This is a genomic window from Aliiroseovarius sediminilitoris, from assembly GCF_900109955.1.
GTDB lineage: Bacteria > Pseudomonadota > Alphaproteobacteria > Rhodobacterales > Rhodobacteraceae > Aliiroseovarius > Aliiroseovarius sediminilitoris.
This window is the reverse complement of sequence record NZ_FOJB01000001.1, coordinates 1,374,721-1,400,429: the sequence shown is the minus strand read 5'-3', so window position 1 is coordinate 1,400,429 and position 25,709 is coordinate 1,374,721. Positions and strand designations below refer to the sequence as shown.

General features: G+C 60.0%; 27 protein-coding genes. 4 read left to right on the top strand and 23 right to left on the bottom strand.

What is annotated here, in order from left to right; genetic code table 11:
- Positions 1-3: 3 nt before the first annotated feature.
- From BMY55_RS07010 to BMY55_RS06920, 19 genes are all read right to left on the bottom strand, one after another.
- Positions 4-240, bottom strand: coding sequence for a DUF5337 domain-containing protein (locus BMY55_RS07010; RefSeq protein ID WP_245744671.1), 237 nt, complete (start codon positions 238-240; stop codon positions 4-6).
- A gap of 3 nt (positions 241-243) precedes the next feature.
- Positions 244-1,059, bottom strand: coding sequence for an NADH:quinone oxidoreductase (locus BMY55_RS17040; RefSeq protein WP_245744670.1), 816 nt, complete (start codon positions 1,057-1,059; stop codon positions 244-246).
- Positions 1,060-1,176: 117 nt separating this feature from the next.
- The gene (locus BMY55_RS07000; protein WP_091429425.1) at positions 1,177-2,322 is read right to left on the bottom strand and encodes an NADH-quinone oxidoreductase subunit E; all 1,146 of its coding nucleotides are present in this window, start codon (positions 2,320-2,322) and stop codon (positions 1,177-1,179) included.
- Entirely contained in the window at positions 2,322-2,513 is a 192-nt protein-coding gene (locus tag BMY55_RS06995; protein WP_091429424.1) for a hypothetical protein, read from the bottom strand. The genes BMY55_RS07000 and BMY55_RS06995 overlap by 1 nt, the downstream gene beginning before the upstream one ends.
- On the bottom strand, positions 2,510-3,730 hold the full coding sequence (locus BMY55_RS06990; RefSeq protein ID WP_091432148.1) for an NADH-quinone oxidoreductase subunit D: 1,221 nt from the start codon (positions 3,728-3,730) through the stop codon (positions 2,510-2,512). The genes BMY55_RS06995 and BMY55_RS06990 overlap by 4 nt, the downstream gene beginning before the upstream one ends.
- Entirely contained in the window at positions 3,730-4,569 is an 840-nt protein-coding gene (locus BMY55_RS06985; protein ID WP_091429422.1) for a sulfotransferase, read from the bottom strand. The genes BMY55_RS06990 and BMY55_RS06985 overlap by 1 nt, the downstream gene beginning before the upstream one ends.
- 5 nt (positions 4,570-4,574) lie before the next feature.
- Positions 4,575-5,186, bottom strand: coding sequence for an NADH-quinone oxidoreductase subunit C (locus tag BMY55_RS06980; RefSeq protein ID WP_091429421.1), 612 nt, complete (start codon positions 5,184-5,186; stop codon positions 4,575-4,577).
- A gap of 3 nt (positions 5,187-5,189) precedes the next feature.
- Complete coding sequence (locus tag BMY55_RS06975; protein WP_091429419.1) at positions 5,190-5,723, bottom strand: NuoB/complex I 20 kDa subunit family protein; 534 nt, start codon at positions 5,721-5,723, stop codon at positions 5,190-5,192.
- Positions 5,714-6,079: an NADH-quinone oxidoreductase subunit A gene (locus BMY55_RS06970; protein ID WP_091429417.1), complete on the bottom strand. Its 366-nt coding sequence runs from the start codon at positions 6,077-6,079 to the stop codon at positions 5,714-5,716. Before BMY55_RS06970 ends, BMY55_RS06975 begins: the two co-directional genes overlap by 10 nt.
- A gap of 366 nt (positions 6,080-6,445) precedes the next feature.
- The gene (locus BMY55_RS06965; protein WP_091429416.1) at positions 6,446-7,228 is read right to left on the bottom strand and encodes a crotonase/enoyl-CoA hydratase family protein; all 783 of its coding nucleotides are present in this window, start codon (positions 7,226-7,228) and stop codon (positions 6,446-6,448) included.
- 2 nt (positions 7,229-7,230) lie between these two features.
- A complete protein-coding gene (locus BMY55_RS06960) occupies positions 7,231-8,085 on the bottom strand; it encodes a hydroxymethylglutaryl-CoA lyase (RefSeq protein WP_091432147.1) in 855 nt (284 codons plus the stop codon).
- A gap of 19 nt (positions 8,086-8,104) precedes the next feature.
- Complete coding sequence (locus tag BMY55_RS06955) at positions 8,105-8,782, bottom strand: glutathione S-transferase family protein (protein ID WP_091429414.1); 678 nt, start codon at positions 8,780-8,782, stop codon at positions 8,105-8,107.
- Positions 8,782-10,719, bottom strand: coding sequence for an acetyl/propionyl/methylcrotonyl-CoA carboxylase subunit alpha (locus BMY55_RS06950; RefSeq protein ID WP_091429412.1), 1,938 nt, complete (start codon positions 10,717-10,719; stop codon positions 8,782-8,784). Before BMY55_RS06950 ends, BMY55_RS06955 begins: the two co-directional genes overlap by 1 nt.
- Before the next feature lie 92 nt (positions 10,720-10,811).
- Positions 10,812-12,416 carry a carboxyl transferase domain-containing protein gene (locus BMY55_RS06945; protein ID WP_091429411.1) on the bottom strand — a complete coding sequence of 535 codons (1,605 nt, stop codon included), beginning with the start codon at positions 12,414-12,416 and terminating at the stop codon, positions 10,812-10,814.
- Position 12,417: 1 nt separating this feature from the next.
- Positions 12,418-13,014 carry a lysozyme inhibitor LprI family protein gene (locus BMY55_RS06940; protein ID WP_245744669.1) on the bottom strand — a complete coding sequence of 199 codons (597 nt, stop codon included), beginning with the start codon at positions 13,012-13,014 and terminating at the stop codon, positions 12,418-12,420.
- 7 nt (positions 13,015-13,021) lie between these two features.
- Entirely contained in the window at positions 13,022-13,495 is a 474-nt protein-coding gene (locus BMY55_RS06935; RefSeq protein WP_091429408.1) for a lysozyme inhibitor LprI family protein, read from the bottom strand.
- Positions 13,495-14,655, bottom strand: coding sequence for an isovaleryl-CoA dehydrogenase (locus BMY55_RS06930; RefSeq protein WP_091432145.1), 1,161 nt, complete (start codon positions 14,653-14,655; stop codon positions 13,495-13,497). The genes BMY55_RS06935 and BMY55_RS06930 overlap by 1 nt, the downstream gene beginning before the upstream one ends.
- Before the next feature lie 194 nt (positions 14,656-14,849).
- A complete protein-coding gene (locus tag BMY55_RS06925) occupies positions 14,850-16,055 on the bottom strand; it encodes a DegT/DnrJ/EryC1/StrS family aminotransferase (protein WP_091429406.1) in 1,206 nt (401 codons plus the stop codon).
- A 51-nt stretch (positions 16,056-16,106) separates the two neighbouring features.
- The gene (locus BMY55_RS06920) at positions 16,107-16,811 is read right to left on the bottom strand and encodes an HAD-IA family hydrolase (RefSeq protein WP_091429405.1); all 705 of its coding nucleotides are present in this window, start codon (positions 16,809-16,811) and stop codon (positions 16,107-16,109) included.
- A gap of 132 nt (positions 16,812-16,943) precedes the next feature.
- Between BMY55_RS06920 and glmU the strand changes: the two genes are divergently transcribed.
- The 3 genes from glmU to BMY55_RS06905 are packed head-to-tail and all read left to right on the top strand — an operon-like array spanning position 16,944 to position 20,796.
- Positions 16,944-18,299 carry a bifunctional UDP-N-acetylglucosamine diphosphorylase/glucosamine-1-phosphate N-acetyltransferase GlmU gene (gene glmU, locus BMY55_RS06915; protein WP_091429403.1) on the top strand — a complete coding sequence of 452 codons (1,356 nt, stop codon included), beginning with the start codon at positions 16,944-16,946 and terminating at the stop codon, positions 18,297-18,299.
- Between the two features lie 2 nt (positions 18,300-18,301).
- Positions 18,302-20,122, top strand: coding sequence for a glutamine--fructose-6-phosphate transaminase (isomerizing) (gene glmS / locus BMY55_RS06910; RefSeq protein ID WP_091429402.1), 1,821 nt, complete (start codon positions 18,302-18,304; stop codon positions 20,120-20,122).
- Entirely contained in the window at positions 20,119-20,796 is a 678-nt protein-coding gene (locus BMY55_RS06905; protein WP_091429400.1) for a DNA alkylation repair protein, read from the top strand. The genes glmS and BMY55_RS06905 overlap by 4 nt, the downstream gene beginning before the upstream one ends.
- Here BMY55_RS06905 and BMY55_RS06900 read toward each other — a convergent pair.
- Genes BMY55_RS06900 through BMY55_RS06890 form a run of 3 tightly spaced genes read right to left on the bottom strand, consistent with a single transcriptional unit; the run spans position 20,793 to position 23,155 of the window.
- Entirely contained in the window at positions 20,793-20,993 is a 201-nt protein-coding gene (locus BMY55_RS06900; RefSeq protein WP_091429398.1) for a DUF3955 domain-containing protein, read from the bottom strand. The genes BMY55_RS06905 and BMY55_RS06900 overlap by 4 nt on opposite strands.
- A gap of 33 nt (positions 20,994-21,026) precedes the next feature.
- Positions 21,027-22,691 (bottom strand): AMP-binding protein, encoded by a 1,665-nt coding sequence (locus BMY55_RS06895; RefSeq protein ID WP_322787719.1) that lies wholly within the window; start codon positions 22,689-22,691, stop codon positions 21,027-21,029.
- Positions 22,688-23,155 (bottom strand): D-galactarate dehydratase, encoded by a 468-nt coding sequence (locus BMY55_RS06890; RefSeq protein ID WP_143064297.1) that lies wholly within the window; start codon positions 23,153-23,155, stop codon positions 22,688-22,690. The genes BMY55_RS06895 and BMY55_RS06890 overlap by 4 nt, the downstream gene beginning before the upstream one ends.
- 94 nt (positions 23,156-23,249) lie before the next feature.
- Here BMY55_RS06890 and moaA point away from each other — a divergent pair, with 94 nt between their 5' ends.
- Positions 23,250-24,257: a GTP 3',8-cyclase MoaA gene (gene moaA / locus BMY55_RS06885; RefSeq protein WP_091429395.1), complete on the top strand. Its 1,008-nt coding sequence runs from the start codon at positions 23,250-23,252 to the stop codon at positions 24,255-24,257.
- A gap of 13 nt (positions 24,258-24,270) precedes the next feature.
- Here moaA and BMY55_RS06880 read toward each other — a convergent pair whose 3' ends face one another.
- The gene (locus BMY55_RS06880; RefSeq protein ID WP_091432142.1) at positions 24,271-25,437 is read right to left on the bottom strand and encodes a M20 aminoacylase family protein; all 1,167 of its coding nucleotides are present in this window, start codon (positions 25,435-25,437) and stop codon (positions 24,271-24,273) included.
- Positions 25,438-25,709 lie beyond the last annotated feature (272 nt).

Below are 25,709 nucleotides of genomic sequence, written 5' to 3'. Positions count from 1 at the left end.
TTCTTATCCTTCATCCGTCCGGCGCTTGCGCCAGATCCGATACGTTACCACCAGGCCAAACAAGAACCCGGCAAGGGCCAGAAGATCCACCAACGCCATGGTCCTGTTGGACCAATCGAGGCTTTTCCCAACCCAAGTGCCACCGAGCCACAACGCACCGGTGAAGGCGATGACAAGACCTGCCAGGCGCCCTTCCCGCTGTACGTTGTTTTTTGGATCGGTGTGCATGATCTGTGTCATCCTTTAATAAACATCGCCCTTCTTGACCTTTTTCGAGAATGCGGTTTCCCCGCCCTCGGCCAAAGTCCTGGCTTGGTCTACCCAGCCGTCACGTTCGATCCGGCCTTTGAAGCTTAAGTTGTCGTCAACCCAGGCAATCTCGTCCGCTGTCCACTTTGCGATCTGATCGAAATGCCAGAAACCCAGACCATTCAGCGTCTGCTCCAACTTCGGACCGACACCCTTCAGTTGTTTCAGATCATCGGCACCGGATTTGCGCGGTTCTTTCAGGGTGCGCGGCTTTTTGGGCTTGCCGGTCGGCGCGGATGCCACCGCAGCGGCGGGTTTGGCCGCAGCCGTCTTGGAAGCAGTCTTGGCGGCTGTTTTCGCTGGAGCTTTCTTGGCAGCTGGCTTCTTCGCAGCCGCTTTCCTGGCCTCAGGCTTCGCGGCGGGTGCTTCTTTCGTGGCAGGCTTTTCGGCTGTTGTCGGTGCAGCAGGCGCGGTCGCGGCCTCGACCGGCACCGGCGCGCCGTCCATTGCAGCGGCGGGGATGCTGGCTGCCGAAGCCGCCACCTCGTCCTTGCCTGCCGTATCCGCTGTTGTTCTGGCGGTGTTGCCGCTCAGACTTGCGGCGGTCATGGAGCCCTTGGCGGGCCGTGTATCAACCACTTCGCCACAAAGGTATTTTTGCAGCAGTATCGCCGCGCCAACTGCCACGATGATGCCGACAATCAGGCCTAAAATCCAGCTTGGGATCATCAGAAAAATTGCGAACCCCAGCAAAGCGCCGATAATCCAGCAGATGTTCTTGCAGGTGAAAAACCCGGTATCTTTAGTCATTGTCCCTATCCCTGTTGTTGATGGTGGACACACAATCAGGCCGCACAGATGCGTTGGCGTTTTCTTGCCTTGTGATACGCTTATGTTCCATACGACCTGTCAACATACCTGGTTCCGTCAGACCTCGCCTTTCTTGCCTTTGCGCGAAAACTCGGTTTCACCGCCTTCGGCAAGGATTTTGGCTTGCTCCACCCAGCCGTCGCGTTCAATCCGCCCCTTGAAGGACAATTGATCGTCAACCCAGGCAATTTCATCCGCGCCCCATTTGGCAACCTGGTCGAAATGCCAGAAGCCAAGGCCGTTCAGGACACCTTCCAGCTTCGGGCCAACGCCCTTCAGCAGCTTCAGGTCATCCGCACCCGACTTGCGGGGGGCTTTCATGGTGCGCGGTTTCTTTGTTTCCTGACCTGCAACCGGTTGTGCCGCAGGTTTTACCGGAGGCTTGGCAATCTTCTTGTTGTCACCCTCGGGCACTTTTTGAACGGGTTTTTGCTTATTGGCGGGCTTGGGGTCCACGGCGGGTTTCGGCGGTTGCGCCTTGCCGCTGGTGGCGTTCTTGCCCAGCCACGAGGTCAGAAGCGGCACTTCGGTGCCATCAATCCGCTTGATCGTGTCGCCAAGATCAGTGGCCAGCTGCGCGCTTGCGTTATACTGCGTCTTGCCGCTGTCATATTCCTTGAGGCTGGTCAGCCCCGCCAGCGGTTCGGACGCATAGCGCCCGTTCTGCGGACCCGGCACCGGCACCTTGCCTGCGGCCAGATCATCCAGCAGCTTGCCAAGGCTCTCAGCCGTCAGGTCTTCGTAGTAATCCTTTCCGATCTGGGCCATCGGCGCGTTGGTGCAGGCCCCCAAACATTCGACCTCTTCCCAGCTGAACTTGCCATCTGCGGACACGACATGCGGCTTGTCGGCAATCTTCTCGCGACACACCGCGATCAGGTCTTCCGCGCCACAAATCATGCAGGACGTGGTGCCGCAAATCTGAATGTGCGCAACCGACCCAACCGGTTGCAGCTGGAACATGAAGTAGAACGAGGCGACTTCCAGCACGCGGATATCCGCCATGCCCAGCATGTCCGCGATATGTTCAATCGCGGGCTTGGTCAGCCACCCTTCCTGTTCCTGCGCGCGCCACAAAAGCGGGATCACCGCCGAGGCCTGACGCCCCTCGGGATATTTCGTGATCTGCGCTTCGGCCCAAGCCTGGTTGGCGGGGGTGAAAGCGAAACTTTCAGGCTGTTCATGATACAGACGGCGAAGCATTAGTAACCAACCTCGACTGATTTGAGGGTTTCCAGAAAGTCGGAGTTAATGCCATCGACATGTAAGATCGCAGCTTTGCGACCACGTTGCAGCGCAAAAACATAATTTCCGGCATCAATCACCATAGACTTGATCTCATATCCATCGTCCAGATACTCATCGAAATCTTTTGTTTCGGCAGCAGCACTCACCGGTCAATCTCCCCGAAAACGACATCCAGAGAGCCGATCACCGCCGAGCAATCGGCCAGCTGGTGGCCGCACATCATATAATCCATCGCTTGCAGATGCGGAAAACCCGGTGCGCGGATCTTGGCGCGATAGGGGCGGTTGGTCCCGTCGGCCACCAGGTAGACGCCAAATTCGCCCTTCGGCGCTTCGACGGCGGCGTAAACCTCGCCTGCGGGCACTTTGAACCCTTCGGTGTAAAGTTTGAAATGGTGGATCAACGCTTCCATCGAGCGTTTCATCTCGCCACGTGGCGGCGGCGACAGCTTGCCTCGTGCCATAACGTCGCCCTGCCCATCCGGAGCGCGCAGTTTTTCAATCGCCTGATGCATGATTTTCAGCGACTGGCGCATCTCCTCCATGCGGACAAGGTAGCGGTCATAGCAATCGCCGTTCTTTCCGACTGGGATCTGGAACTCGAATTCGTCATAGCATTCATAAGGTTGCGCGCGACGCAAATCCCACGCAAAGCCAGACCCGCGCACCATCACACCCGAGAAGCCCCAGTTCTGGATGTCTTCCTCGGTCACGACTCCGATATCGGCATTCCGCTGTTTGAAAATCCGGTTCTCGGTCAGCAGCCCGTCGATATCCGCGATCTTGGCAGGGAACTCGTTGGCCCATGTCTCGATATCGTCGATCAATTCGGGCGGCAGATCTTGGTGGACACCGCCAGGACGGAAATAGGCAGCATGCAAGCGTGCGCCACAAGCGCGTTCATAGAAGATCATCAGCTTCTCACGCTCTTCAAACCCCCATAGCGGCGGGGTCAGCGCGCCCACGTCCATCGCCTGCGTGGTGATGTTCAGAAGGTGGTTCAGAATACGCCCGATTTCCGAGAACAGAACCCGGATCAGCGAGCCACGGCGCGGCACGTCCACACCGCACAGCTTCTCAATTGCCAAACACCAGGCGTGTTCCTGGTTCATCGGCGCCACGTAATCCAACCGGTCGAAATAGGGCAGGTTTTGCAGATAGGTGCGACTTTCCATCAGCTTTTCGGTGCCGCGATGCAAAAGACCGATATGCGGATCGCAGCGCTCGACGATCTCGCCGTCAAGCTCCAGAACCAGCCGCAAAACTCCGTGTGCCGCAGGGTGTTGCGGCCCGAAGTTCATGTTGAAATTGCGGATCTTCTGTTCACCCGTCAGGGCGTCGTTGAAATCCTTTGATCCGTCCATCATGCGCTCACCATCTTCTGGGTCCATTCCGCCGGAAGCTCACCCAGGAACGACTCGACGAAATTGTATTGCGGTTTAAGGGCTGCCTGAAGCTGGGCGCGTTGGCCCATCGGCAGGTCGGCTTTCGTGCTTTGATGCACCACGCGGTCGAACGATGCGGGCTGAGGTGTGATCCCCAGAAACGCGCACAGGCGCTCGATGGCGGCGGGTGTGAACAGCCGTTCGTAAAACTCGATATGCAGCGCCTCGCGCGGGATGGCGCGGGTCAGCCGGTTCAGCGTGCGGCGATAGTTCGAGCGGTCGAGGATATTGTCCGCCGTGCCGTTCAGCACGCCATCAACCTTCGCAGCCAGCGCCGAACCGTCATTGCCGACCATCATACGGATGTTCGACCAGATCCGATCCACCGGATCACGCATCAGGTAAACAAACCGCACCTTGTCGGTCAGCGCGGCCATGGTTTTCAGCGATTTTTCTTTCAGCAGCCCATAGGCGGGGGTGAAATCGCCGATCACGCGGGCCTGTTCACCACCTTTCTGCACATAGCGCAGATAGGCCGCGTCATCGCGTGTCTTGCCGTCGAACACTGACAGCCAGCGCTCCAGATCGGCCACCAGCCGCTTCTGCCATGCAGTCGACGGGTCTTTGCGGGCGGCCTCAAGACGGCTCTGCGCCTGCGTGCGATAGTAATCGCCCGTGCCGTGCTCCAACGCATCGAAATAGTGCAGTTCCTTCATCGCCGGAAGATGACACTCCCGGTGGCCCGACAGGTAATCGAACAGCCAGCTTGTGCCAGCCTTCGTTGCCCCAAGGCAGAATATGAAGGTTTGCCCGCTCATCTGGTTCAGCCTTTGGCCTCGTCAGATTTCTCGTCGCCCGGCAGGATATAGTTGGCCCCTTCCCACGGCGACATGAAGTCGAACTGGCGGTATTCCTGGGTCAGCGACACAGGTTCGTAAACCACGCGTTTCTCGACCTCGTCATAGCGCACTTCGGTATAACCCGTGGTCGGGAAATCCTTGCGTAGCGGATGGCCGCGGAAGCCGTAATCGGTCAGGATACGGCGCAGATCCGGGTGGCCCGAGAACAGGATGCCGAACATGTCGAACACTTCACGTTCAAACCAGCCCGCCGAGGCGTGAACCTCGGTGATCGAAGGCACCATGTCGTCTTCGCGAATGGCGACCTTCACGCGGATGCGCTGGTTCGTGTACATCGACAGGAAGTGATAGACGACATCGAAACGCTGTTCCCGCGACGGATAATCCACCGCGGTGATGTCCACGAGCGTCGAGAACATGCAAGCCTTGTCGGCCTTCAGAAACTCGATGAACGCCGGGATCGCCGACAAGGGCACATTGACGGTCAACTCGCCAAAAGCAATCTCCCAGTTCAGCACGCAATCGGGGCGTTTGGCTTCCAGCAGGGTCCCAAGTTCGTTCAGGGCGTCGCTCATCGCTTACCTCACAATCGTGCCGGTGCGGCGGATTTTGCGTTGCAGTTGCAGGATTCCGTAAACCAGCGCCTCGGCGGTTGGCGGACAGCCGGGGACGTAAATGTCAACAGGCACGATCCTGTCACAGCCGCGCACCACGGAATAGGAATAGTGGTAGTAGCCACCGCCATTGGCACACGATCCCATCGAGATCACATAGCGCGGATCGGGCATCTGATCGTATACCTTGCGCAGCGCGGGCGCCATCTTGTTGGTCAGTGTGCCCGCCACGATCATCACGTCGGACTGGCGCGGGGAGGCGCGCGGGGCAACCCCATAGCGTTCAAGGTCGTAACGCGGCATGGACGCGTGCATCATTTCGACCGCACAACAGGCCAGACCAAAAGTCATCCAGTGCAGCGATCCGGTGCGCGCCCAGTTGATGATGTCGTCTGTGGTGGTCAGCAAAAAGCCCTTGTCGGCCAGTTGGTCGTTCAACAGGCGCGTGCCATGTTCGCGGTCGCCTTGTGCCGTGTTGGCTCCAGTCATCACTCCCATTCGAGCGCCCCTTTCTTCCACTCATACGCAAAGCCGATCGTCAATACAGCAAGGAACACCATCATCGACCAGAACCCGACCATCCCGACATCCTTGAAGGCCACGGCCCAGGGGAACAGAAAAGCGATTTCAAGGTCGAAGATGATGAACAGGATCGACACCAGATAGAACCGAACATCGAATTTCATCCGGGCGTCATCAAAAGCGTTGAACCCGCATTCGTAAGCACTGAGTTTTTCCGGGTCAGGATTGCGGACTGCCAGCACGACGGCTGCAAGGATCAGAACAAGTCCGATAACAATGGCTAATCCGAGGAAAATGATAATGGGGAGATATTCTCTGAGAAGGTCTTCCACGTGTGGCTCCTTTGAACGGTTTACCCGCCTGTCGCTAGCTATCAGCGGTTTACCTTTGCGGGTTGGCAGGGTCAACCGAGTGCATATCGCATTCGAGTTTTTGAATGCGATCGCAAAACCGGGGGCAGACCTATCAGTATACCGTTGTTTGCAAGGGTTTCAGCCACAGGTTAAGCATTTCGCGCATGCAGAAATTCGTCACCTGTTAACCAAAAATCCATCGCGTTTTGCCATCTTGCAGCAAAAGACCGGCAAAACTGACAAAAAAAACAGAGACTCACTCACTTGAAATTGCGGGGTGCATTTCCAATCGGAACTGTCGGGTCATCACATGGGGGCAACATCGCCACAACGGTTCGGTCCGTTCTAGGCCCAACTGGGTTTGCGTTTGTCGAAGAAGGCGGCGATGCCTTCCTGCGCCTCAGCACTTTCCCAGCGCGCGACCAGACCGGCGATGGTTTCGTCAATGATCGCCTCGGTTATCGACGGACCAAGGCGACGGGCCAGGGCTTTGGCTTCAGCGACCGCGCCTGGCGCGACGGACAGATAAGGCGTTACCTCTGCCTCGACGGCGGCGTCCAGATCCTCGGGCGCGACGGCTTTCGCCAGAAGGCCCAGCGTGACCGCTTCTTCCGCGTCAAAAATCCGCGCCGACATAAACACCCGGCGCGCCATTGCCTCGCCCAGACGGGCCAGCACATAGGGACCGATGGTCGCGGGGATCAGGCCCAAACGGGTCTCGGTCAGGCCGAATTTCGCGCCCGTTACACCGATGGACACATCCGAAACGGATGCCATACCGACACCGCCGCCAAACGCCTGCCCCTGAACCTTGGCAATCAAAGGCTTGGGCATTTCATTCAGCGCGTTCAGCATCATCGCGAGCTTCTTGGCCTCGACGCCCCGCGTCACCGGGTCCGCTGCCATCTGGTCCTGCATCCAGCGCAGATCGCCGCCCGCGCAGAAGCTCTTGCCCGCCCCGGTCAGGATCACGACGCGCACAGCGTCATCCGCGCCCAGCGCGTGGGCCGCGTCAGTCAGTTCCTCGATCATTAGTGCCGACATGGCGTTGTGCTTGTCTGCGCGGTCCAAAAGCAGCGTTGCGACGCCGCGCTCATCTGTGCTGACGGAAACCGTCTCGTAGCCCATGATCAGTCCCCTGCCCGCATCCGCCGCGCCATCTGGGCGGCTTGTTCCAGTATGTCGCGGTCCAGCCCGGTCGTGTATCCCAGTGCTGTTACGCGGTCATGCACCGCTTCGGTTGCCACATTGCCTTGTGCGCCGGGGGCATAGGGACAACCACCCAATCCACCGACGGCGGCGTCAAACACGCGCAGCCCCTTCTTCAACGATGCCTCGATATTGTCGCATGCCCGACCCGCCGTGTCGTGATAATGGCCCGCGAACATGTCCGGCCCCGCCACGCCCAGCACGGCATCCAGCATTGCGTCGATCGTCTCGGGTGTGGCCTGCCCAATCGTATCGCCCAGCGAGATTTCATAACACCCCATAGCAACCAATTGCTCTGCCACCCAGGCCACCTTGGCGGGCGGCGTCGGCCCATCGAAGGGGCAATCCGTCACGCAGGAGATATAGCCGCGCATCATGATCCCGGCCTCATTCGCCGCGTCTGCCACGGGCTGAAAGCGGTCAAGGCTTTCAGCGATGGTGCAATTAATGTTGGCCTTTGAAAACCCTTCTGACGCCGATCCAAAAATGGCGATCTCGTCAGCGTTGGCGGCCACCGCCCCTTCGAACCCGCGCAGGTTCGGCGTAAGCGCGGCATAGGACACCTCCTTGGCCCGAGTGATCCCGGACAGCACGTCCGCAGAATCCGCCATTTGCGGCACCCATTTGGGGCTGACAAAGCTGGCAACCTCGATCCGCTTGAAGCCTGCGCTGGACAGAAGATCGACCAAAGCGATCTTGTCTTCGGTCAGTATCTGGCGTTTTTCGTTCTGCAACCCATCGCGCGGGCCGACTTCGAATATTTCCACATAGTCCATCAGCGTCACTCCGCTTGTTTCATTCTTCGGGCACCGGATAGAAATCCTGCTGATAGAACCGTTGTTCGCCCTCGCGTTCGATGACCCGCTGATAGGACGGCATCGCCTCGATCCGCGCCTTATAAGCCAGAATGTTGGGAAACTCGTCCAGCTTCACATAGTAAGGCACGGCGAACAGGTTGAAGCCCAACATGATGTCAGCGCCCGAGAAACCTTTGTCCAGCAGCCAGTCGCGATCTGCCAGCCGCGCGTCAAGCCCAACGAGCGTATGGCGCAACCGGGCCACGTTCAGCTTGATAACAATAGGGCTGGGTTTCGCAGGTGGACGCAGGAACACCATTTGCAGGTTCAACTGCTCGACCAGGCTGGCCATGGTCTCGGAATAGTGAATCCATTGCAGGTAGTCGGTGCGCTCTGCCCCGCCCGGGTCCACACCCAGCTCGGGGGCGAACTCCTCGATCAGATACTGAACGATGGCGCCGCTTTCGCTGATCCGCTTGTTGCCGATCTCCAGGGCGGGCACACGGGACGCGGTCGAGACTTTGGGCAGTTCGCCCTCATACATCTGTTTCGAGCCGATCTGGTATTCCACAACCTCAAGCGTGCGGCCCAGCTTTTCCTCAAGCCCGATTTCCTCAATCAGCCACAAAATGCGGATCGAGCGGGCATATTGCACGTGATGCAGACGGAAGGTCATCAGCTTTCCTCTTCTTCCTCAAGCCGCACAAGCGGGGCACCCGCTTCGACCTGATCGCCATCGGCGCAGAGCACCTCGGCCACTACACCGTCGCGGGCGGCGGTCAGGCTGTGTTCCATCTTCATCGCTTCCAGAATGGCCAACCGGTCGCCCTGCTTGACCGCCTGGCCCGCCTTAGCAAAGACAGTTTTCACAAGGCCGGGCATGGGTGCTTCGACCACACCTGCCCCGGCACCCGCGCCCGCATCCTGATCCAACGGGTCAACGACATGGAACTCAAGCCCGCTTTGAGCGAAGACTGTCACGACATTCCCTGCCTTGGCAACGCGCGGGCCGCGGTCGCCGCCCATCTTCCATTGGCCGTTCAGACAGGTCGCTTCGATGCTGTCCTCGCCAACGGTGATCAGGTGACGGTCGGCGCCGTAGGACGTTACGACGACTTCATACGTATCGTCGCCATGGGTCAGCGTCACAAAATGGTTGAGCCCACCCCAAAGCGTGAAGCCGGAGCCTTCGCGTTTCAGCAGATCAAGCGCGCACAAAGCGGCAGCGCCCACATCAGCCATGCTTGGTCCGGGGTCAGCGGTCAGCGCCTCAAGGTCGCGTTCGATCAGTCCTGTGTCCACGTCGCCCGCCGCAAAACCCTCGTGCCGCGTCAGCGCGCCAAGAAAAGCAAGGTTCGTCACCGAGCCCGCGACCTCTGTATGGGTCAGCGCCGAAGACAATTGGCGCAACGCAGCCGCCCGCGATCCGGCATGCACCGTGATCTTGGCGATCATCGGGTCATAGAAAGGGCTGATCGTGTCCCCTGCCCGCACGCCGGTATCCGCGCGCGCACCTTCGGGGAACTTCAGATGCGTCAGCGTGCCGGTGGCGGGCAGGAAGCCCTTCGGCACATCCTCGGCATAAAGGCGCGCTTCAAAGGAATGGCCATTGATCGACAGCTCGTCCTGTTGCTTTGGCAGCCCTTCTCCGCTGGCCACGCGCAATTGCCATTCCACCAGATCGACGCCGGTGATCGCTTCCGTCACCGGGTGCTCGACTTGCAGGCGAGTGTTCATCTCCATGAACCAGAACCCATCGGTGCGTAGTCCATTCGCGCCATCCACGATGAATTCCACCGTGCCCGCGCCTTTATACCCGATGGCTTCGGCGGCGCGAACGCCGGCCAAGCCCATCGCCGCGCGGACCTCGTCGGTCATGCCCGGCGCAGGCGCTTCCTCGATCACCTTCTGATGGCGGCGTTGCAGTGAACAGTCACGTTCAAACAGGTGCACCGCTTGGGTGCCGTCGCCAAACACCTGCACTTCGATATGGCGCGGTGACAGGATGTATTTCTCGACCAGAACATCCGCGTTGCCGAAGGCGGTTTTCGCCTCACCCTGCGCGCTTGCCAAAGCATCCGCAAACTCCTTGGGGTCATCCACGCGGCGCATGCCTTTGCCGCCGCCGCCCGCCACGGCCTTAATCAAGACAGGATAGCCCATCTTGTCGGCCTCAGACGCCAACAGTGCAGGGTCTTGATCCGTGCCGTGATACCCGGGCACGACCGGCACGCCAGCCTCGACCATCAGTTTCTTGGCGGCATCTTTCAGACCCATCTTGCGGATCGCGTCTGACGACGGACCGATAAAGACCAACCCTGCCCTTTCAACCGCATCCACGAAATCGGGGTTTTCCGACAGGAACCCATAACCGGGATGGATCGCCTGCGCGCCCGTGTCCAGCGCCGCCTGAATGATCACATCGCCTTTCAGATATGAGTTTGCGGGTTGTGGTGGACCGATATGCACGGCCTCGTCCGCCATCTTTACATGGCGCGCGGCGGCATCGGCGTCGGAATAAACCGCCACCGTGGCCACACCCAGCTTGCGGGCGGTGTCGATCACCCGGCAGGCTATTTCGCCCCGGTTGGCAATCAGGATCTTCGTGAACATTTTTCTGTTCCTTTTTTCGGGCGGAGGAACCGGGGGCTGTCTGCCCCCGGACCCCCGAGGATATTTCCGGCCAGAAGAAAGGCCGGTTTTGATCACATGCGGAAGATGCCGAACTTCGTTGGCTCGATCGGAGCGTTCAGCGCGGCGAGAAGCGACAGATACAGCACCTCGCGCGATTTGCGCGGGTCGATCACGCCGTCATCCCACATCCGCGCCGAGGCATAGAGGGGATGGCTTTGTTCCTCGAACATATCAATGGTGGGTTGCTTGAAGGCAGCTTCTTCTTCCGCCGACCACTCGCCGCCCTGACGTTCGATCGCGTCGCGTTTCACCGTTGCCAGCACGCCCGCCGCCTGTTCGCCGCCCATCACCGAAATCCGCGAATTGGGCCAGGACCACATGAAACGGGGTTGATAGGCGCGCCCGGCCATGCCGTAGTTACCGGCCCCGTAAGAGCCGCCCACCACCATCGTCACCTTCGGCACGTTCGTCGTTGCCACCGCCGTCACCATCTTGGCGCCGTGCCGTGCGATGCCTTCATTCTCATACTTCCGGCCCACCATGAAACCGGTGATGTTTTGCAGAAAAACCAGGGGGATATTCCGCTGGCTGCAAAGCTCGACAAAATGCGCGCCCTTTTGTGCGGCTTCCGAGAAGATCACGCCATTGTTGGCGATGATCCCGATGGGGCAGCCTTTCAGATGCGCGAAACCCGTGACCAGCGTGTCACCAAAGCGCGGCTTGAACTCATCAAAGCGCGAGCCATCGACGATGCGCATAATCACTTCGCGGATGTCGTAAGGCGTCTTGAGGTCGGCAGGCACCACGCCCAGCAGTTCCTCGGGGTCATAGGCCGGTTCTTCCGGTTCCTGCCACTTCACCGTCATCGGCTTGGTGCGATTCAGGCTTTCCACTGCGCGCCGTGCCAGGGCCAGCGCATGGGCGTCATCCTCGGCCAGATAATCGGCAACGCCGGACAGGCGCGTATGCACGTCACCGCCACCGAGGTCTTCTGCTGTGACAACCTCGCCCGTCGCGGCCTTCACCAAGGGCGGACCGGCAAGGAAGATCGTGCCTTGTTCCTTCACGATGATGGTCACATCCGACATGGCAGGCACATAAGCGCCCCCGGCGGTGCACGACCCCATCACCACGGCAATCTGCGGGATGCCCTTGGCTGACATCCGCGCTTGGTTGTAGAAAATGCGGCCAAAGTGGTCGCGGTCGGGGAACACCTCGTCCTGATTGGGCAGGTTCGCGCCGCCACTATCGACCAGATAGATGCACGGCAGATTGCATTCCTCGGCAATCTCCTGCGCGCGCAGGTGCTTTTTGACCGTCATCGGGTAATAGGTGCCGCCTTTGACGGTGGCGTCATTGCAGACCACCATCACCTCTTGCCCGTGCACCTGACCAATGCCTGCGATAACACCGGCACAGGGCGCAGCCCCGTCATACATACCATGCGCCGCCGTCGCCCCAACCTCGAGGAAAGGCGATCCGGGATCGAGCAGGTTCGACACCCGGTCGCGCGGCAGCATCTTGCCGCGGCTCAGGTGCCGTTCGCGCGATTTCTGCCCGCCACCCATCACGGCAGCCTCGGCAGCGTCAGCCACCACTTGCAACGCCTCAAGATGGCCCTCGCGGTTGGCTTTATACGCCTCGGAACCGGGCGTGGCTTGGGAAGTCAGTTTCATCTCAGCATCCTTCGTGGTTGCAGATTGCGTCACCGTAACTGTTCAGGTCCGCCTCCAGCGCAAGCGCCTGGCGGGACGTCAGTTGGAGCATGCAGGCAATGGACGCAGGGCCTCCGCCCGTGCCACCACCCCATTTCGAACGTTCATAGTCGCACGACGCGTCGCGGAAGGTGATCCAGGCGCGCTGCGTTTCCAGAAGCGCGGGGGCTTGTTTGGGGGCCGCTGACCCAAGCGTCGCCATCTCTTCATCTTCGGCCTTCAGCCGGGTCATCAAAAGCCCATAGGCGCGGTTCAGGCGGCGGTCCCAGTCCTCGTATTCCAGCCCAAGACAGGACGACATGCCAACAGTGCTCGCCCCGCCTTCGGTTGCCTCCATGCAATAATTGGCCGCCGATCCAACGCAGCGCATCGGGTCGCCATCGTCCCCCAGGGCGGACAGGCAGTCCGTGGTGGGGTGGAAGCTGTAGGTGACATCCTGTGCCGGGGCCGGGACGGCCAGGATCAGCCACGCAACCGCCGTGAACAAGGGCCTGGACGCCGCTTGTGCGACATGTGCGGCCCTCATGCCAGATGCCCGGAGTCTGGTGGTCAAACTCATTGCAAAGTCACCTCATATCACGCAATTCGATGGTCCGACGTGCCGTCTGAACCATCATGCAATTCGCGGCTACGATCACCCGGATCGACCCGTCGCGCCACAGCGCATGGGCCAGTGCACATTCCGCATCGCGAAAGGCAATCCAGGCGCGCTGTGCGGCCAGAAGCTGGTCCAGAACCACCTGATCCCCGGCATGCGCCTTGCGCGTTGCCTTGTATTCCCGGTTCAAAAGTACATCCCACGCCTGGGTCTCGGCCTGGATACAGTCAGCAATGCCGATCGTGGTCTCGCCACCCGGCGTTGCCGTCTGGCACGCGTTCGAGGCCACGCCGATGCAGGACGGGTCAACCGCGCCACTGGGCGTCGAGGCCAGACAGGCGTCAACGGTCGCGCTGTCGAAAACCACATCCTGTGCCGCGATCTTCGTCGCGAAGAACGCAAGACCCACGGCGATGACGACGACAGCCAGACGGAAACCCATCACATCTTGCCCATCAATTCGCGCCCGATCAGCATTCGGCGGATTTCCGAGGTGCCCGCGCCGATCTCCATCAGTTTGGCGTCGCGGAAGATGCGGCTCACCGGGGTTTCATTCATGTAGCCTGATCCACCCATCGCCTGTACGGCCTGATGCGCCTGTTTCATCGCCTCTTCGGACGCATAAAGCACACAGGCGGCCGCGTCCTGACGCGTGACCTGACCGCGATCGCATGCCTTGGCCACTTCATAAACATAGGCACGGGCCGAGTTCATCGCGGTATACATGTCGGCAATCTTTGCCTGCATCAGTTGGAAGTCCCCGATGGGGCGGCCGAATTGTTTACGCTCTTTCATGTAAGGCATGATTTCATCCATGCAGGCGGCCATGATGCCGGTGCCGATGCCTGACAGCACGACACGTTCATAGTCCAGACCGGACATAAGCACGGCAACACCCTTACCTTCCGCGCCCAACACGTTCTCGAAGGGCACTTCGACGTCGTCAAAGATCAGCTCGGCCGTGTTCGACCCGCGCATCCCCAGCTTGTCGAAATGGGGCGAGGTGCTGAACCCCTTCATGTCTTTCTCGATAATGAAGGTGGTGATGCCCTTCGGGCCAGCCTCCGGGTCGGTCTTGGCGTAAACCACTAGGGTGTCTGCGTCCGGGCCATTGGTGATCCAGAACTTGGTGCCGTTCAACACATAGTAGCCATTGCGCTTTTCAGCCCGCAGCTTCATCGAAACGACATCCGACCCCGCCCCTGCTTCGGACATGGCCAAGGCCCCTATATGCTCGCCCGAAATCAGCTTGGGCAGGTATTTTTGCTTTTGTTCTTCGGTCGCATTGCGGCGGATCTGGTTCACGCACAAGTTTGAATGCGCGCCGTAGCTCAGCGAGACCGAGGCCGACGCCCGCGCGATCTCTTCCACGATCACAACATGCGCCAGATAGGACATGCCCGCCCCGCCATATTCTTCCGGCGTGGTGACACCCAGCAGTCCAAGCTCACCAAACTCGCGCCACAGATCATTGGGAAATTCGTTCTTCTGGTCGACCTCGGCAGCAATGGGCTTGATCCGGTCTTGCGCGAACCGGTGCACCATTTCGCGCATGGCATTCACGTCCTCTCCCAGGTCGAAAGTCATTGTGTGGTTGAACATCCGGTCATCCTCCATTTGGCGCGCCGTGCCAGTCGCCATTATTGAACGCTTGTTCATTTAATCGCGCAAAGCCCGATTCGGGTCAATACGCGCGCTTATTCACGCAGCGTCACATCCACGGCACCCGGTTTCTTCTGGCCCCAAAATATCCTGGGGAAGAGCCAAATCCCCGATTTGGCTCTGGGGCGAAGCCCCTACTCCGCTTGCTGATACACCAGTCCGACCACATCCCGGATGATCCGGGCAATCTGGGCGCAATCGTCCAGGCTGAAGGTCAGCGGCACGCGCAGGTCCAGAATACCGCGCAACACCCGATCCGTCTTTGGCATCCGTGGCGCATCTGCATAGCGCCAACTGTCATAGCGGCTGGTGAAGCCCGTAGGCTCCGCCCCGCCGAACCATTTCAACTCCACACCACGACTTGCACATCGGCGCACCACCTCCTGCACACCGCCTTCGGCCCAATCAAGCAACAAGAACTGGAACGAGGACATGACATAGCCCTCTTCGGCAGGTCGCTCGATCACCGTCAGGCCCGGCGTGTCGCGCAGCCCATCCTCGACCACGCGATAGCGCGCGTTCCACGCGGCACACCGCTCCGCCAGGCCCGCAAGCTGAGGCCGCAAGATCGCCGCGCGCAGATTGTCCATCCGGCCCGAAATGTTGGGGGTGACATATTTCACCCGCTCAAACACCTCGGACGGTGGCCCTGCCAAGTGCCGTTCGTACAGCATATAACTGCCCGACAGCACAATCGCCCGCGCCATCAGGTCGGGATCGTCCGAGATCAGAAGCCCGCCTTCACCCGAGTTTGCGTGTTTATAGGTCTGGGTCGAGTAAGCCGCCATCGCCCCATGCCGCCCCGACAGTGTGCCATTCCATCGCGCGCCCATCGTGTGGGCGCAATCCTCGATAACCTTCACACCTGCCGCGTCCGTGATCGCCATCAGCCGATCCATGTCACAGATATGACCGCGCATATGGCTGAGCAGCAGAACCCTGGGCGCATCCGGTTCCGCCACCTTCACCGCCAGATCATCCAGATCCAGGGTCAGTGCCTCTGTCACCTCGACAAAAACCGGCACAGCCCCCACCGAGGAAATCGCGCCCGGCACCGGGGCCAGTGTGAAGGCGTTGGTCAGCACCCGGTCGCCCGGTCCAACCCCCACCGCCCTCAGCGCGGTTGCCATCGCATAGCCGCCCGACGCCACCGCCAGCGCATATTTCGACCCCATCAGGGCAGCGAATTCCTGTTCCAGAAGCGCGGTTTGCGACACCTCGCCCTTGGCCACGTTATAGCGATGCAAACGCCCATGGCGCAGCACATCCAATGCTGCCGCGATCCCCTCATCCGGGATCGGTTCTTGCTGGGTGAAGTTTCCGGTGAATCGCTCTGTCATACATCGACCCTGCGCGGGGTTGAGCTTGGCGTCAATGGGCGGAGGTGGACGCTATCCGATCAGCCGCGCCACCACGGCGTCCAGATCGTCGAAATGATCCAGCAGTGCTTCGGGTTCCAACCGCGACACGCCCGGCCCCTCCGGACCGAACCCCACAAGGATGCAGGGCACACCTGCGGCCTGTGCCGTTTTGCGGTCGGTTTCTGTGTCCCCGACCAAAAGTGCATGCGCGGGATCGCCGCCTGCGCCCTGCGCCGCAGCGACAAACGGGGCCGGGTCCGGTTTGCGGGTCGGCAACGTATCCGCCCCGATCAGCGACGTAAAATGGCCCAGGATATCCAGCCGCGTCAGCAACAGCCGCGCCAGCCCTTCAGGCTTGTTCGTGCATATCCCCACGGCATAGCCGTTGTCATGCAGTCGCGCGACCGCCTCCATCGCACCGGGATACAGGCGCGTGTGGCGATCGATGTCATCCTCATAGGCGATCAAGAGATTGGGAAACTCGCGCTCGATATCAGCGTCATTGACCGCGCCACCATTCACCCGCGAAAAACCAAGCCGCAGCATCGCGCGGCCACCGTGAAAAGCAGTCAGTTGATCGACGCTTGGATCCAGAACCTCACCATGCCCCAACGCCGCGAAACACGCATTCGCCGCCGCGATCAGATCGCCGGACGTATCCGCCAAGGTGCCATCCAGATCGAAGATCACCGTTCGTCGCCCTGAACGCCGCACCGGCGTTGCGTTGTTCGTCATTTTTTGTTCCCAGCCTTTGGAATTTCCACGCAAAGCCTGTAACCTCGCGTAAGGTTAATTGAACAGCTTTCGCTTGCGAGCCGCGCCCCAAGGGGTAAAACGGACCAAAAGAAATTGAAAGAGCAGATAGATATGGCGACCGCCCTGATTGTCCTTGCCGCTGGCATGGGAACACGGATGAATTCAGACCTGCCGAAAGTCATGCATCAAGTTGCAGGTGCACCCTTGTTTGCCCATGCACTGGCATCCGGGGCTGCATTGTCGCCCGACCGCGTGGTGCTGGTTGTGGGGCATGGCGCCGAGTTGGTCGAGGCGACAGCCAAGGAGATTGACCCCGAGATATCCATCGCCGTGCAGGTAGAACAGCTTGGCACCGGGCACGCGGTGCAGCAGGCACGGGCCGCTCTTGATGGGTTCGGGGGCGATGTGTTCGTCCTGTATGGCGACACCCCGTTCATCCGCCCGGAAACGCTGGAAACCATGGCCGCCGCGCGCACTCAGGGTGCCGACGTGGTTGTGCTGGGGTTCGACGCCGCCGATCCCGGTCGCTATGGCCGCCTGATCGTCGTGGATGGCGCGTTGGACCGCATTGTTGAATTCAAAGATGCATCCGCAGATGAACGCGCCGTAACCCTTTGCAACAGCGGCGTTATCGCCGCAGACGCCGGGCTCCTGTTCGACCTTCTGGATGGGGTCGGCAACGACAATGCGTCAGGTGAATACTACCTGCCCGATATTGTATCTGTCGCGCGCGCACGCGGCCTGACCGCTTCTGTCGTCACCTGCGACGAGGCCGAGACGCTGGGCATCAATTCCCGCGCCGAACTGGCCGATGCCGAGGATGTTTTCCAAACCCGCGCTCGAGATGCCGCACTGGAAGATGGCGTGACTTTGATCGCTCGCGATACGGTCTATTTTGCCTATGATACGGTCATCGGACGCGACAGCGTGATCGAGCCCAACGTGGTCTTCGGCCCCGGCGTCACCGTGGAAAGCGGGGCTTTGATCCGCGCTTTTTCACACCTTGAAGGATGCCACGTCTCGCGCGGTGCCGTGGTCGGCCCCTATGCCCGCCTGCGGCCCGGAGCCGAATTGGCCAATGACGCCAAGGTCGGCAATTTTGTGGAAATCAAGAACGCCCAGATCGAGGAAGGCGCGAAGATCAATCACCTGTCCTATGTTGGCGACGCCCGGGTGGGTAAGCACGCCAATATCGGCGCGGGCACGATCACCTGCAATTATGATGGTGTCTCCAAACATCACACAAATATTGGCGCGCGGACCTTCATCGGTTCGAATACTTGCCTTGTCGCGCCCGTCTCGGTCGGGGATGAGGCAATGACGGCGACCGGCACCGTTGTCACGAAAAACGTGCCAGCCGGCGCGATGGCCGTGGGCCGTGCGAAGATGGAGGTCAAGCCCGGCCTAGCCCTCAAATTGTTTGAAAAGTTAAAGGCCGCAAAGGCCAGACGCCAGAAAGGGTCCTGAAAATGTGTGGTATTGTAGGGGTCCTGGGCAATCACGAAGCTGCGCCGATCTTGGTCGAGGCGCTGAAGCGGCTGGAATATCGCGGCTATGACAGTGCCGGGATTGCAACCATCAACGAGGCGGGCGAACTGGATCGCCGCCGCGCGGTCGGCAAGCTGGTGAATCTGTCGGACACGCTGGTCCACAATCCGCTGGCGGGGAAGTCCGGCATCGGTCACACCCGCTGGGCCACGCACGGGGCGCCCACCACCGAAAACGCCCACCCGCACAAGGCGGGACCGGTCGCGGTGGTGCACAATGGCATCATCGAAAATTTCCGCGAATTGCGAGAAAAGCTCGCCGCAGAGGGTTTGAAATTCTTGACCGAGACGGACACGGAAACCGTTGCCCTGCTGGCCCAAAGCCATATCGCCCGCGGCAAATCCCCCAAAGAGGCCGTCGCCGCCACGCTTGCCGAGTTGGAGGGCGCATTTGCGCTGTGTTTCCTGTTTGACGGCGAGGATGATCTGATGATCGCCGCGCGCAAGGGCAGCCCTTTGGCGATCGGTCATGGCACAGGCGAGATGTTCGTCGGCTCCGACGCCATCGCGCTCGCCCCGATGACCGACAAGATCACCTATCTGGAAGAAGGTGATTGGGCCGTCATCACCCGCGACGGAGCCGAGATTTATGATCACAACGGTCGCCTTGCCAATCGCCCGATGAAACAGGTCCGCCTTGATTCCGCCCGGATCGAGAAAGGCGGATACAAACACTATATGGCGAAAGAGATTGCCCAGCAGCCCACTGTCGTGGGCGAGGTGCTGAATGCCTATGTGAAGGATGATCGGATCGCGATGAACCTTGGCGGCATTGACTTTGCCGATGTCGATCGCCTGTCCATCGTGGCCTGCGGCACGGCTTACTATGCGGGGCTGGTGGCGAAATACTGGTTCGAACATTACGCCCGCCTGCCCATCGACATCGACGTGGCAAGCGAATTTCGCTATCGCGAAGCCCCCTTTGCGCCTAAGACGCTTGGCGTCTTTGTCAGCCAATCCGGTGAAACCGCCGACACCCTGGCCGCGCTGCGCTATTCAGCAGGCAAGGTCGACAAGATCGTCAGCCTGATCAACGTGCCCGAAAGCTCGATCGCGCGTGAAAGCGACGTGGCGGTGGAAATTCATGCCGGGCCAGAAGTGTCTGTGGCCTCCACCAAGGCGTTCACCTGCCAGTTGACCTGCTTTGCCATCATGGCGCTGAAAGCGGCCCATGACCGCGGCCATCTGGACGATACAGGCCTTGCCGCGCATTTGGCCGATCTGCGCCAATTGCCGGGGCTGATGAGCCACGCGCTGACCATCGACACCGCGACAAAAGAGATCGCCGCGAAACTGGCCGAGGCGCGCGATGTGCTGTTTTTGGGGCGCGGACAGATGTTCCCTCTGGCGCTTGAAGGCGCGCTAAAATTAAAGGAAATCAGCTATATACACGCCGAAGGTTATGCCTCTGGTGAATTGAAGCATGGCCCCATTGCGTTGGTCGACAAAGCCACGCCGACGGTGGTCATGGCACCCCATGACGGGCTGTTCGACAAAACCGTGTCCAACATGCAGGAGGTCATGGCGCGTGGGGGGCGCGTGGTCCTTGTGTCCGACGCGCGCGCCGCGAAAGAGGCGGGCGACGGTGTGTGGCAATCCCTCGCCCTTCCCGAAGCGCCCGAACTGATCCAGCCGATCCTTTACGCGATCCCCGCGCAGCTTCTGGCCTATCACACAGCGATTGCCAAAGGCACCGACGTCGACCAGCCGCGCAACCTGGCCAAATCGGTCACAGTCGAATGACGCTGGACGAGGCGCTGACCGCCCTGCGTGCCCAAGTCGAAGAGGGCCGTGCCGAGAGCATGGCGGCATATCACAAGCAAACGCGCGAGGTGCTTGGCATCCCAAACCCCGCGCTGAATGACCTGACAAAAAGCTGGCGGCAGTCCCTGTCGATCGAGGACCGCGTGACATTGGCCGATGAGCTTTGGCAGGCGGATATTTTCGAGGCCCGCATCGCAGCGGCGAAACTGCTGACCCAAGCCCGGCTGCGCCCGGACGAAGCGGCTTGGACGCTGATTCAAAGCTGGGTGGCCGATTTCGACAGTTGGGCGATTGCTGACCACGCCTGCATGGCTGGGCAGAAACGGTTGGTGGCCGACCCGGCACGCATCAACACGGTCGAAAGCTGGACAAAGTCCGACCATATGTGGACCCGACGCGCGGCACTGGTCATCACCCTGCCCTGGACAAAGCAGAACAACCCCAAGCCAGAGGAATTGGCAATCCGCGACCGCGTGCTTGGCTGGGCATCGACCTATGTCGATGACCCGGAGTGGTTCATCCAGAAGGCCATCGCCTGGTGGCTGCGCGATCTGTCCAAACACGACCCGGACCGCACCCGCGCCTTTGTGGAGGCACATGGCGACAGGATGAAAGCCTTTGCGCGGAAGGAGGCCGGGAAGTATCTAGCCTAACGGTTTGGCCTCACGACAAAGGACAGCAGAAGGCAAACCCCGCCAGCCACGCCCAGAAAAACCGAAAGCGGTAGGTTCAAGCTTTCTTGCAACACTCCGTTTTCATCTACCCCGCCATAAAACACCCGTTCGGCCAGCCATGATGTGGCGGCAAACACAAGCGACACCAGACCAAGCGTGCGCAAAAGCTTTTTCATGTTAGAATCCTATTGCATAAGGTCATACCTGCGTTAAGGCGCATCTGGTTCTCGCAATTCCCTGCGCATGATCTTACCCGTGGCAGTCATTGGCAGTTCATCGACGAATTCGACCAGTCGCGGGGCGACATGGGGGCTGATCCGATCGCGAACAAGCTGAATCAACTGGTCGGCCATACCGGCCTCGTTCGCTCCCGCACGCAACACGACGAAGGCTTTGACCGCCTCGGTTCGCAACGGGTCTGGCACTCCCACCACGGCTGCCATCGCAACATCGGGATGTGTTTGCAGACAGTTTTCAATCTCGGACGGGCCGATACGATAGCCGGCCGACGTGATCACGTCGTCGTCCCGGCTCGCAAAGGTGAAATAACCATCGGTATCGCGCACCGCCAGGTCGCCGGTGCGCATCCAGTCTTGATCGAATTTCGCGGCTGTCTTGTCGGGTAGGTTCCAATAGCTCAGAAACATAACAGGGTCGCCCGTGCGCACGGCGATCTCGCCCATTTCACCAGGCGGAGACGGGTTGCCGTGTGCGTCAATGATGGCCACATCATGGCCCGGAATGGGTTGCCCCATGCTGCCGGGTTTGACGGCCATCGCTCCCGCGACCGAAGACAGGACAAGGTTGCATTCGGTCTGGCCATAAAACTCGTTCACATCCACGCCGAGCACTTCTCGCGCCCAGCCCAACAAGCCTGCCCCAAGGCTTTCCCCCCCCGACCCGATCGAGCGGATCTGGACATCGTCAGCCGGCGCATCCGATTGACGCAGCAGCTTCAGCGCCGTGGGCGGCATGAAGAGATTGCGAATCCTGTGCGCCGCGATCAAGCGATAGGCGGCATCGGCGTCAAACTTTCGCATCCGATGGCTGACAATCGGCACGCCGAAATAGAGAAACGGCAGGGCCAGATCCATCAAGCCACCGATCCACGCCCAATCGGCGGGTGTCCAGCCCTTGTCGCCGGCCTGCGGAAAATCCTCGTTATAGGTTTCGACACAGGGCAGATGACCGAGAAGAAACCGATGCGCGTGCAAAACGCCCTTGGGCGGCCCGGTGGTGCCGGAGGTATAGATCATCACCGCCGGGTCTTCGGCCAGCGTCACGTCAGGTCTTGGCAGCGGGTCTGCCGCATCAATCTCGGCCCAGAAATCCCGCGCCGTGTCTATCGGACTGGTTGAGTAAACTTCGGCCAGATCGGGAAGGGCGTCGCGAATCTCGGTCAGTTTTTCAGTGTTTTGTGCATCTGTAACCACCACTCGCGCACCACTGTCGGACAAGCGATAGAACAACGCATCAGCGCCGAACAAGGTGAACAGAGGCAAAACGACCGCGCCCAGCTTATAGGCCGCGAAATGGGTGATCAGCACTTCTGGCCCCTGCCCCAAAAACACCGCGATCCGGTCGCCTTTGCCAAGACCACGCGCCCGCAGAACTGTCGCCAACCGGTCAGACGCCGCTTTCAGATCGCCAAAACTCCAGTCGTCCGCCGCTCCGTTCTGTGCCACATGGGTCAGAGCAACGCGGCCCGCGTCCAACGCGGCCCAGCTGTCACAGCATCGCTCGGCGATGTTGAAACATTCAGGGATGTCCCACGCGAAATCGTCGCGCATGTCGCGCCAATCACCCCAACGCACGATCAGTTTGCGCGCCCGGCTTTCGATCAGCCAGTCCGCGTAAGACAGACGCGGGGTCACGATCCAAAGACAACCAGCTCATGCAAACCCGAGATGTCGAGGTCCAGCAATTGAAGCGTCGACAGGGACACGCGACTGCCACCGCCCGACGCGGGGCGCAGGGTGACTTTCACGGTTCGACCGGTTGTCTTGGACTGCACGCGGCCTTGAGTTTCGGATGACACCAGCGACGTTTCGACCCAGAAGCCTGGTGCAGTCGGGTCGCCAAGACTTGCGACCGTTACGCCCAGCGATCCCGCCGCCGCATTGGGCGCGGTCGTGGCGGCAGCCATCCGGTCTTCATCTGTGGCGGTATCCAGCTCATCCACCGTGATCGCATCCTCTGGCGGAGGAGGCGGCAAGTCGGCGTTATATGTCGGCTGGTTTTGCAAATGTGGCGGGCGGGGCATGATATTGTTCATATCCAGACCGGAGCACCCGGCCAGAGTAAGAAAAATAGCAGGCATGAGAATGACATGTTTCATATCTACAGGGTGGCGCAATTCGCGGTCTGTTTCAACGGCAGAATTCGCCCGATCGTGACTTGCGCGCCCGTCCGCCCGTGCTTAGGTTCTACCCATGAATACACCTCGGCTTGTCGATCCGTTCATGCGGGCGGTCACCTATCTGCGCTTGTCCGTCACGGACCGGTGCGATTTCCGCTGCACCTATTGCATGTCCGAGAATATGACCTTTCTGCCCAAAAAAGACCTTCTGACGCTTGAGGAACTGGATCGCATCTGCACCGCTTTTATTGGCCTTGGCGTGCGCAAGCTGCGCATCACCGGGGGTGAACCGCTGGTCCGCAAAGGAATCATCGGCTTTTTCGAAGGCATGGGTCGGCATCTGGACAGCGGCGCATTGGACGAGTTGACGCTGACCACGAACGGGTCGCAACTGCACCGGTTTGCGGCTGATCTGTATGCGGCGGGGGTGCGACGGGTAAACATTTCGCTTGATACGCTGGATGAGGACAAGTTTGCCCGTATCACCCGTTGGGGCCGGCTGCCGCAGGTCATGCGTGGCATCGACGCCGCCCTTGAAGCCGGATTGAAGGTCAAGATCAACGCCGTCGCCCTGAAAGGCTTCAACGACAGCGAATTGTTCGATCTTGTCGATTGGTGTGCCCAGAAGGGCATGGACCTGACCTTTATCGAGGTCATGCCGATGGGCGATATGGGGGAAGAGGATCGACTGGACCAATACTGGCCGCTCTCGGACCTGCGCGCGCAACTGGCTGAACGCCTGACACTGTCCGACCTGAGCGAGACCACCGGCGGTCCGGCACGGTATATGCGGGTCGAAGAAACCGGGCAGAAAATCGGCCTGATCACGCCCCTGACCCATAATTTCTGCGAAAGCTGCAACCGGGTAAGGATGAGTTGCACCGGTCAGTTCTACACCTGTCTGGGTCATGATGGCATGACAGACTTGCGCGCGCCTTTGCGCGCCTCGGAAAGTGATGCAGTGCTGATCGACGCCATTTATGCCGCCATTGGACGCAAGCCCAAGGGGCATGATTTCGACTATTCCCGGCAAGGGGTGAAGGGCCAGACGATCCGTCACATGAACCACACGGGCGGTTAAGGACGGGAACCGGTCACTCTGACGCTGGCATTCGCTGTTCGACGATCTCGACCCACCATGAACATCCGTGCGGTATGATCTCGTCATTGAAATTGTACTCGGGGTGGTGAACCATCGCCGTGTCGCCGTTGCCCACAAGGATATAGGCCCCCGGTCGTTCTTCCAGCATATAGGCGAAATCCTCGCCACCCATGATCAGCGGGGCTTCCTCGCACGTCCCGGCAACCGCCTGCGCCGCGCGGGCGGCATGGTCGGTTTCCTCCACGTGATTCACCATGACCGGATAGTTTCGTTCATAGCGCACCGTGACAGAGCCGCCAAAGGCCGCCGCGATCCCGTTGCAGATCGCGCTGACCCGTTTTTCGGCCAGATCGCGCAATTCCTGCGAAAGTGTTCGCACCGTTCCCAGAAGATGAACCTCCTGCGGTATCACGTTGAAAGTTTTGGAACTTGTTTCAACAGACGTGATCGACACAACCATCTGCTCGGTCGGATCAGCATTGCGCGATGCGATTGTCTGCAAGGCTTGAACGGCCTGAGAGGCCATCACAACCGGGTCAATTGTGTCATGCGGTTTGGCGGCATGTCCGCCACGCCCTTCGAACCGAATATCCAAGAGGTCGGTCGCCGCAAAGAACGGTCCGGGACGGATCGCAAACGTCCCCTGATCACGTCCCGGCCAGTTGTGCATTCCGTAAACTTCCTGAATGCCGAACCGCTCCATCAACCCGTCTTCGCACATGACGCGCCCGCCCCCGCCCCCTTCTTCGGCGGGTTGGAAGATCACGATGCAGGTGCCATCGAATTTCCGGGTCTCGGCCAGATATTGCGCAGCGCCCAACAGCATCGCGGTGTGCCCATCATGGCCGCAGGCGTGCATCTTGCCCGGTTTGGTCGAGGCGTAATCCAACCCCGTCGCCTCTTCGATCGGCAGCGCGTCCATATCGGCACGCAGCCCGATAACGCGGCCAGAAGAATCAGATCGCCCCTTGATGACACCGACAACGCCTGTGCGTCCGATACCTTCGACCACCTCGTCGCAACCGAAAGCGCGCAGCTTGTTGGCCACGATGCCTGCCGTACGGTGCGTGTCGAACATCAGCTCTGGATGCGCGTGAAAATCGCGCCGCCACGCGGTGATTTCGTCCTTCAACTCGTGAAATCGGTTTCTGATCGGCACGGAAGGACCTTTCTGCTTGGCTTTCGGTTTGAATTTCGGCGGCCCAGAAAAGAATCCCCGCCGCGTTTGTGACAATGCGCGGGTTGTTCGTCCGGTTCAACCGTTCAGCAAGAACGCCAGAGAAATTTGCAGCGGTTCCATCTGTGTTGACGTGACTTTGACAAACGACACAGCTATGGCTTTACGCAAAGGAAGGCAGTGCGGTATTCCAGCACCCGATGCCATGAGTTGATGGTTTGAACAATACCGGGGCCACGCCGATCATGAGGGGG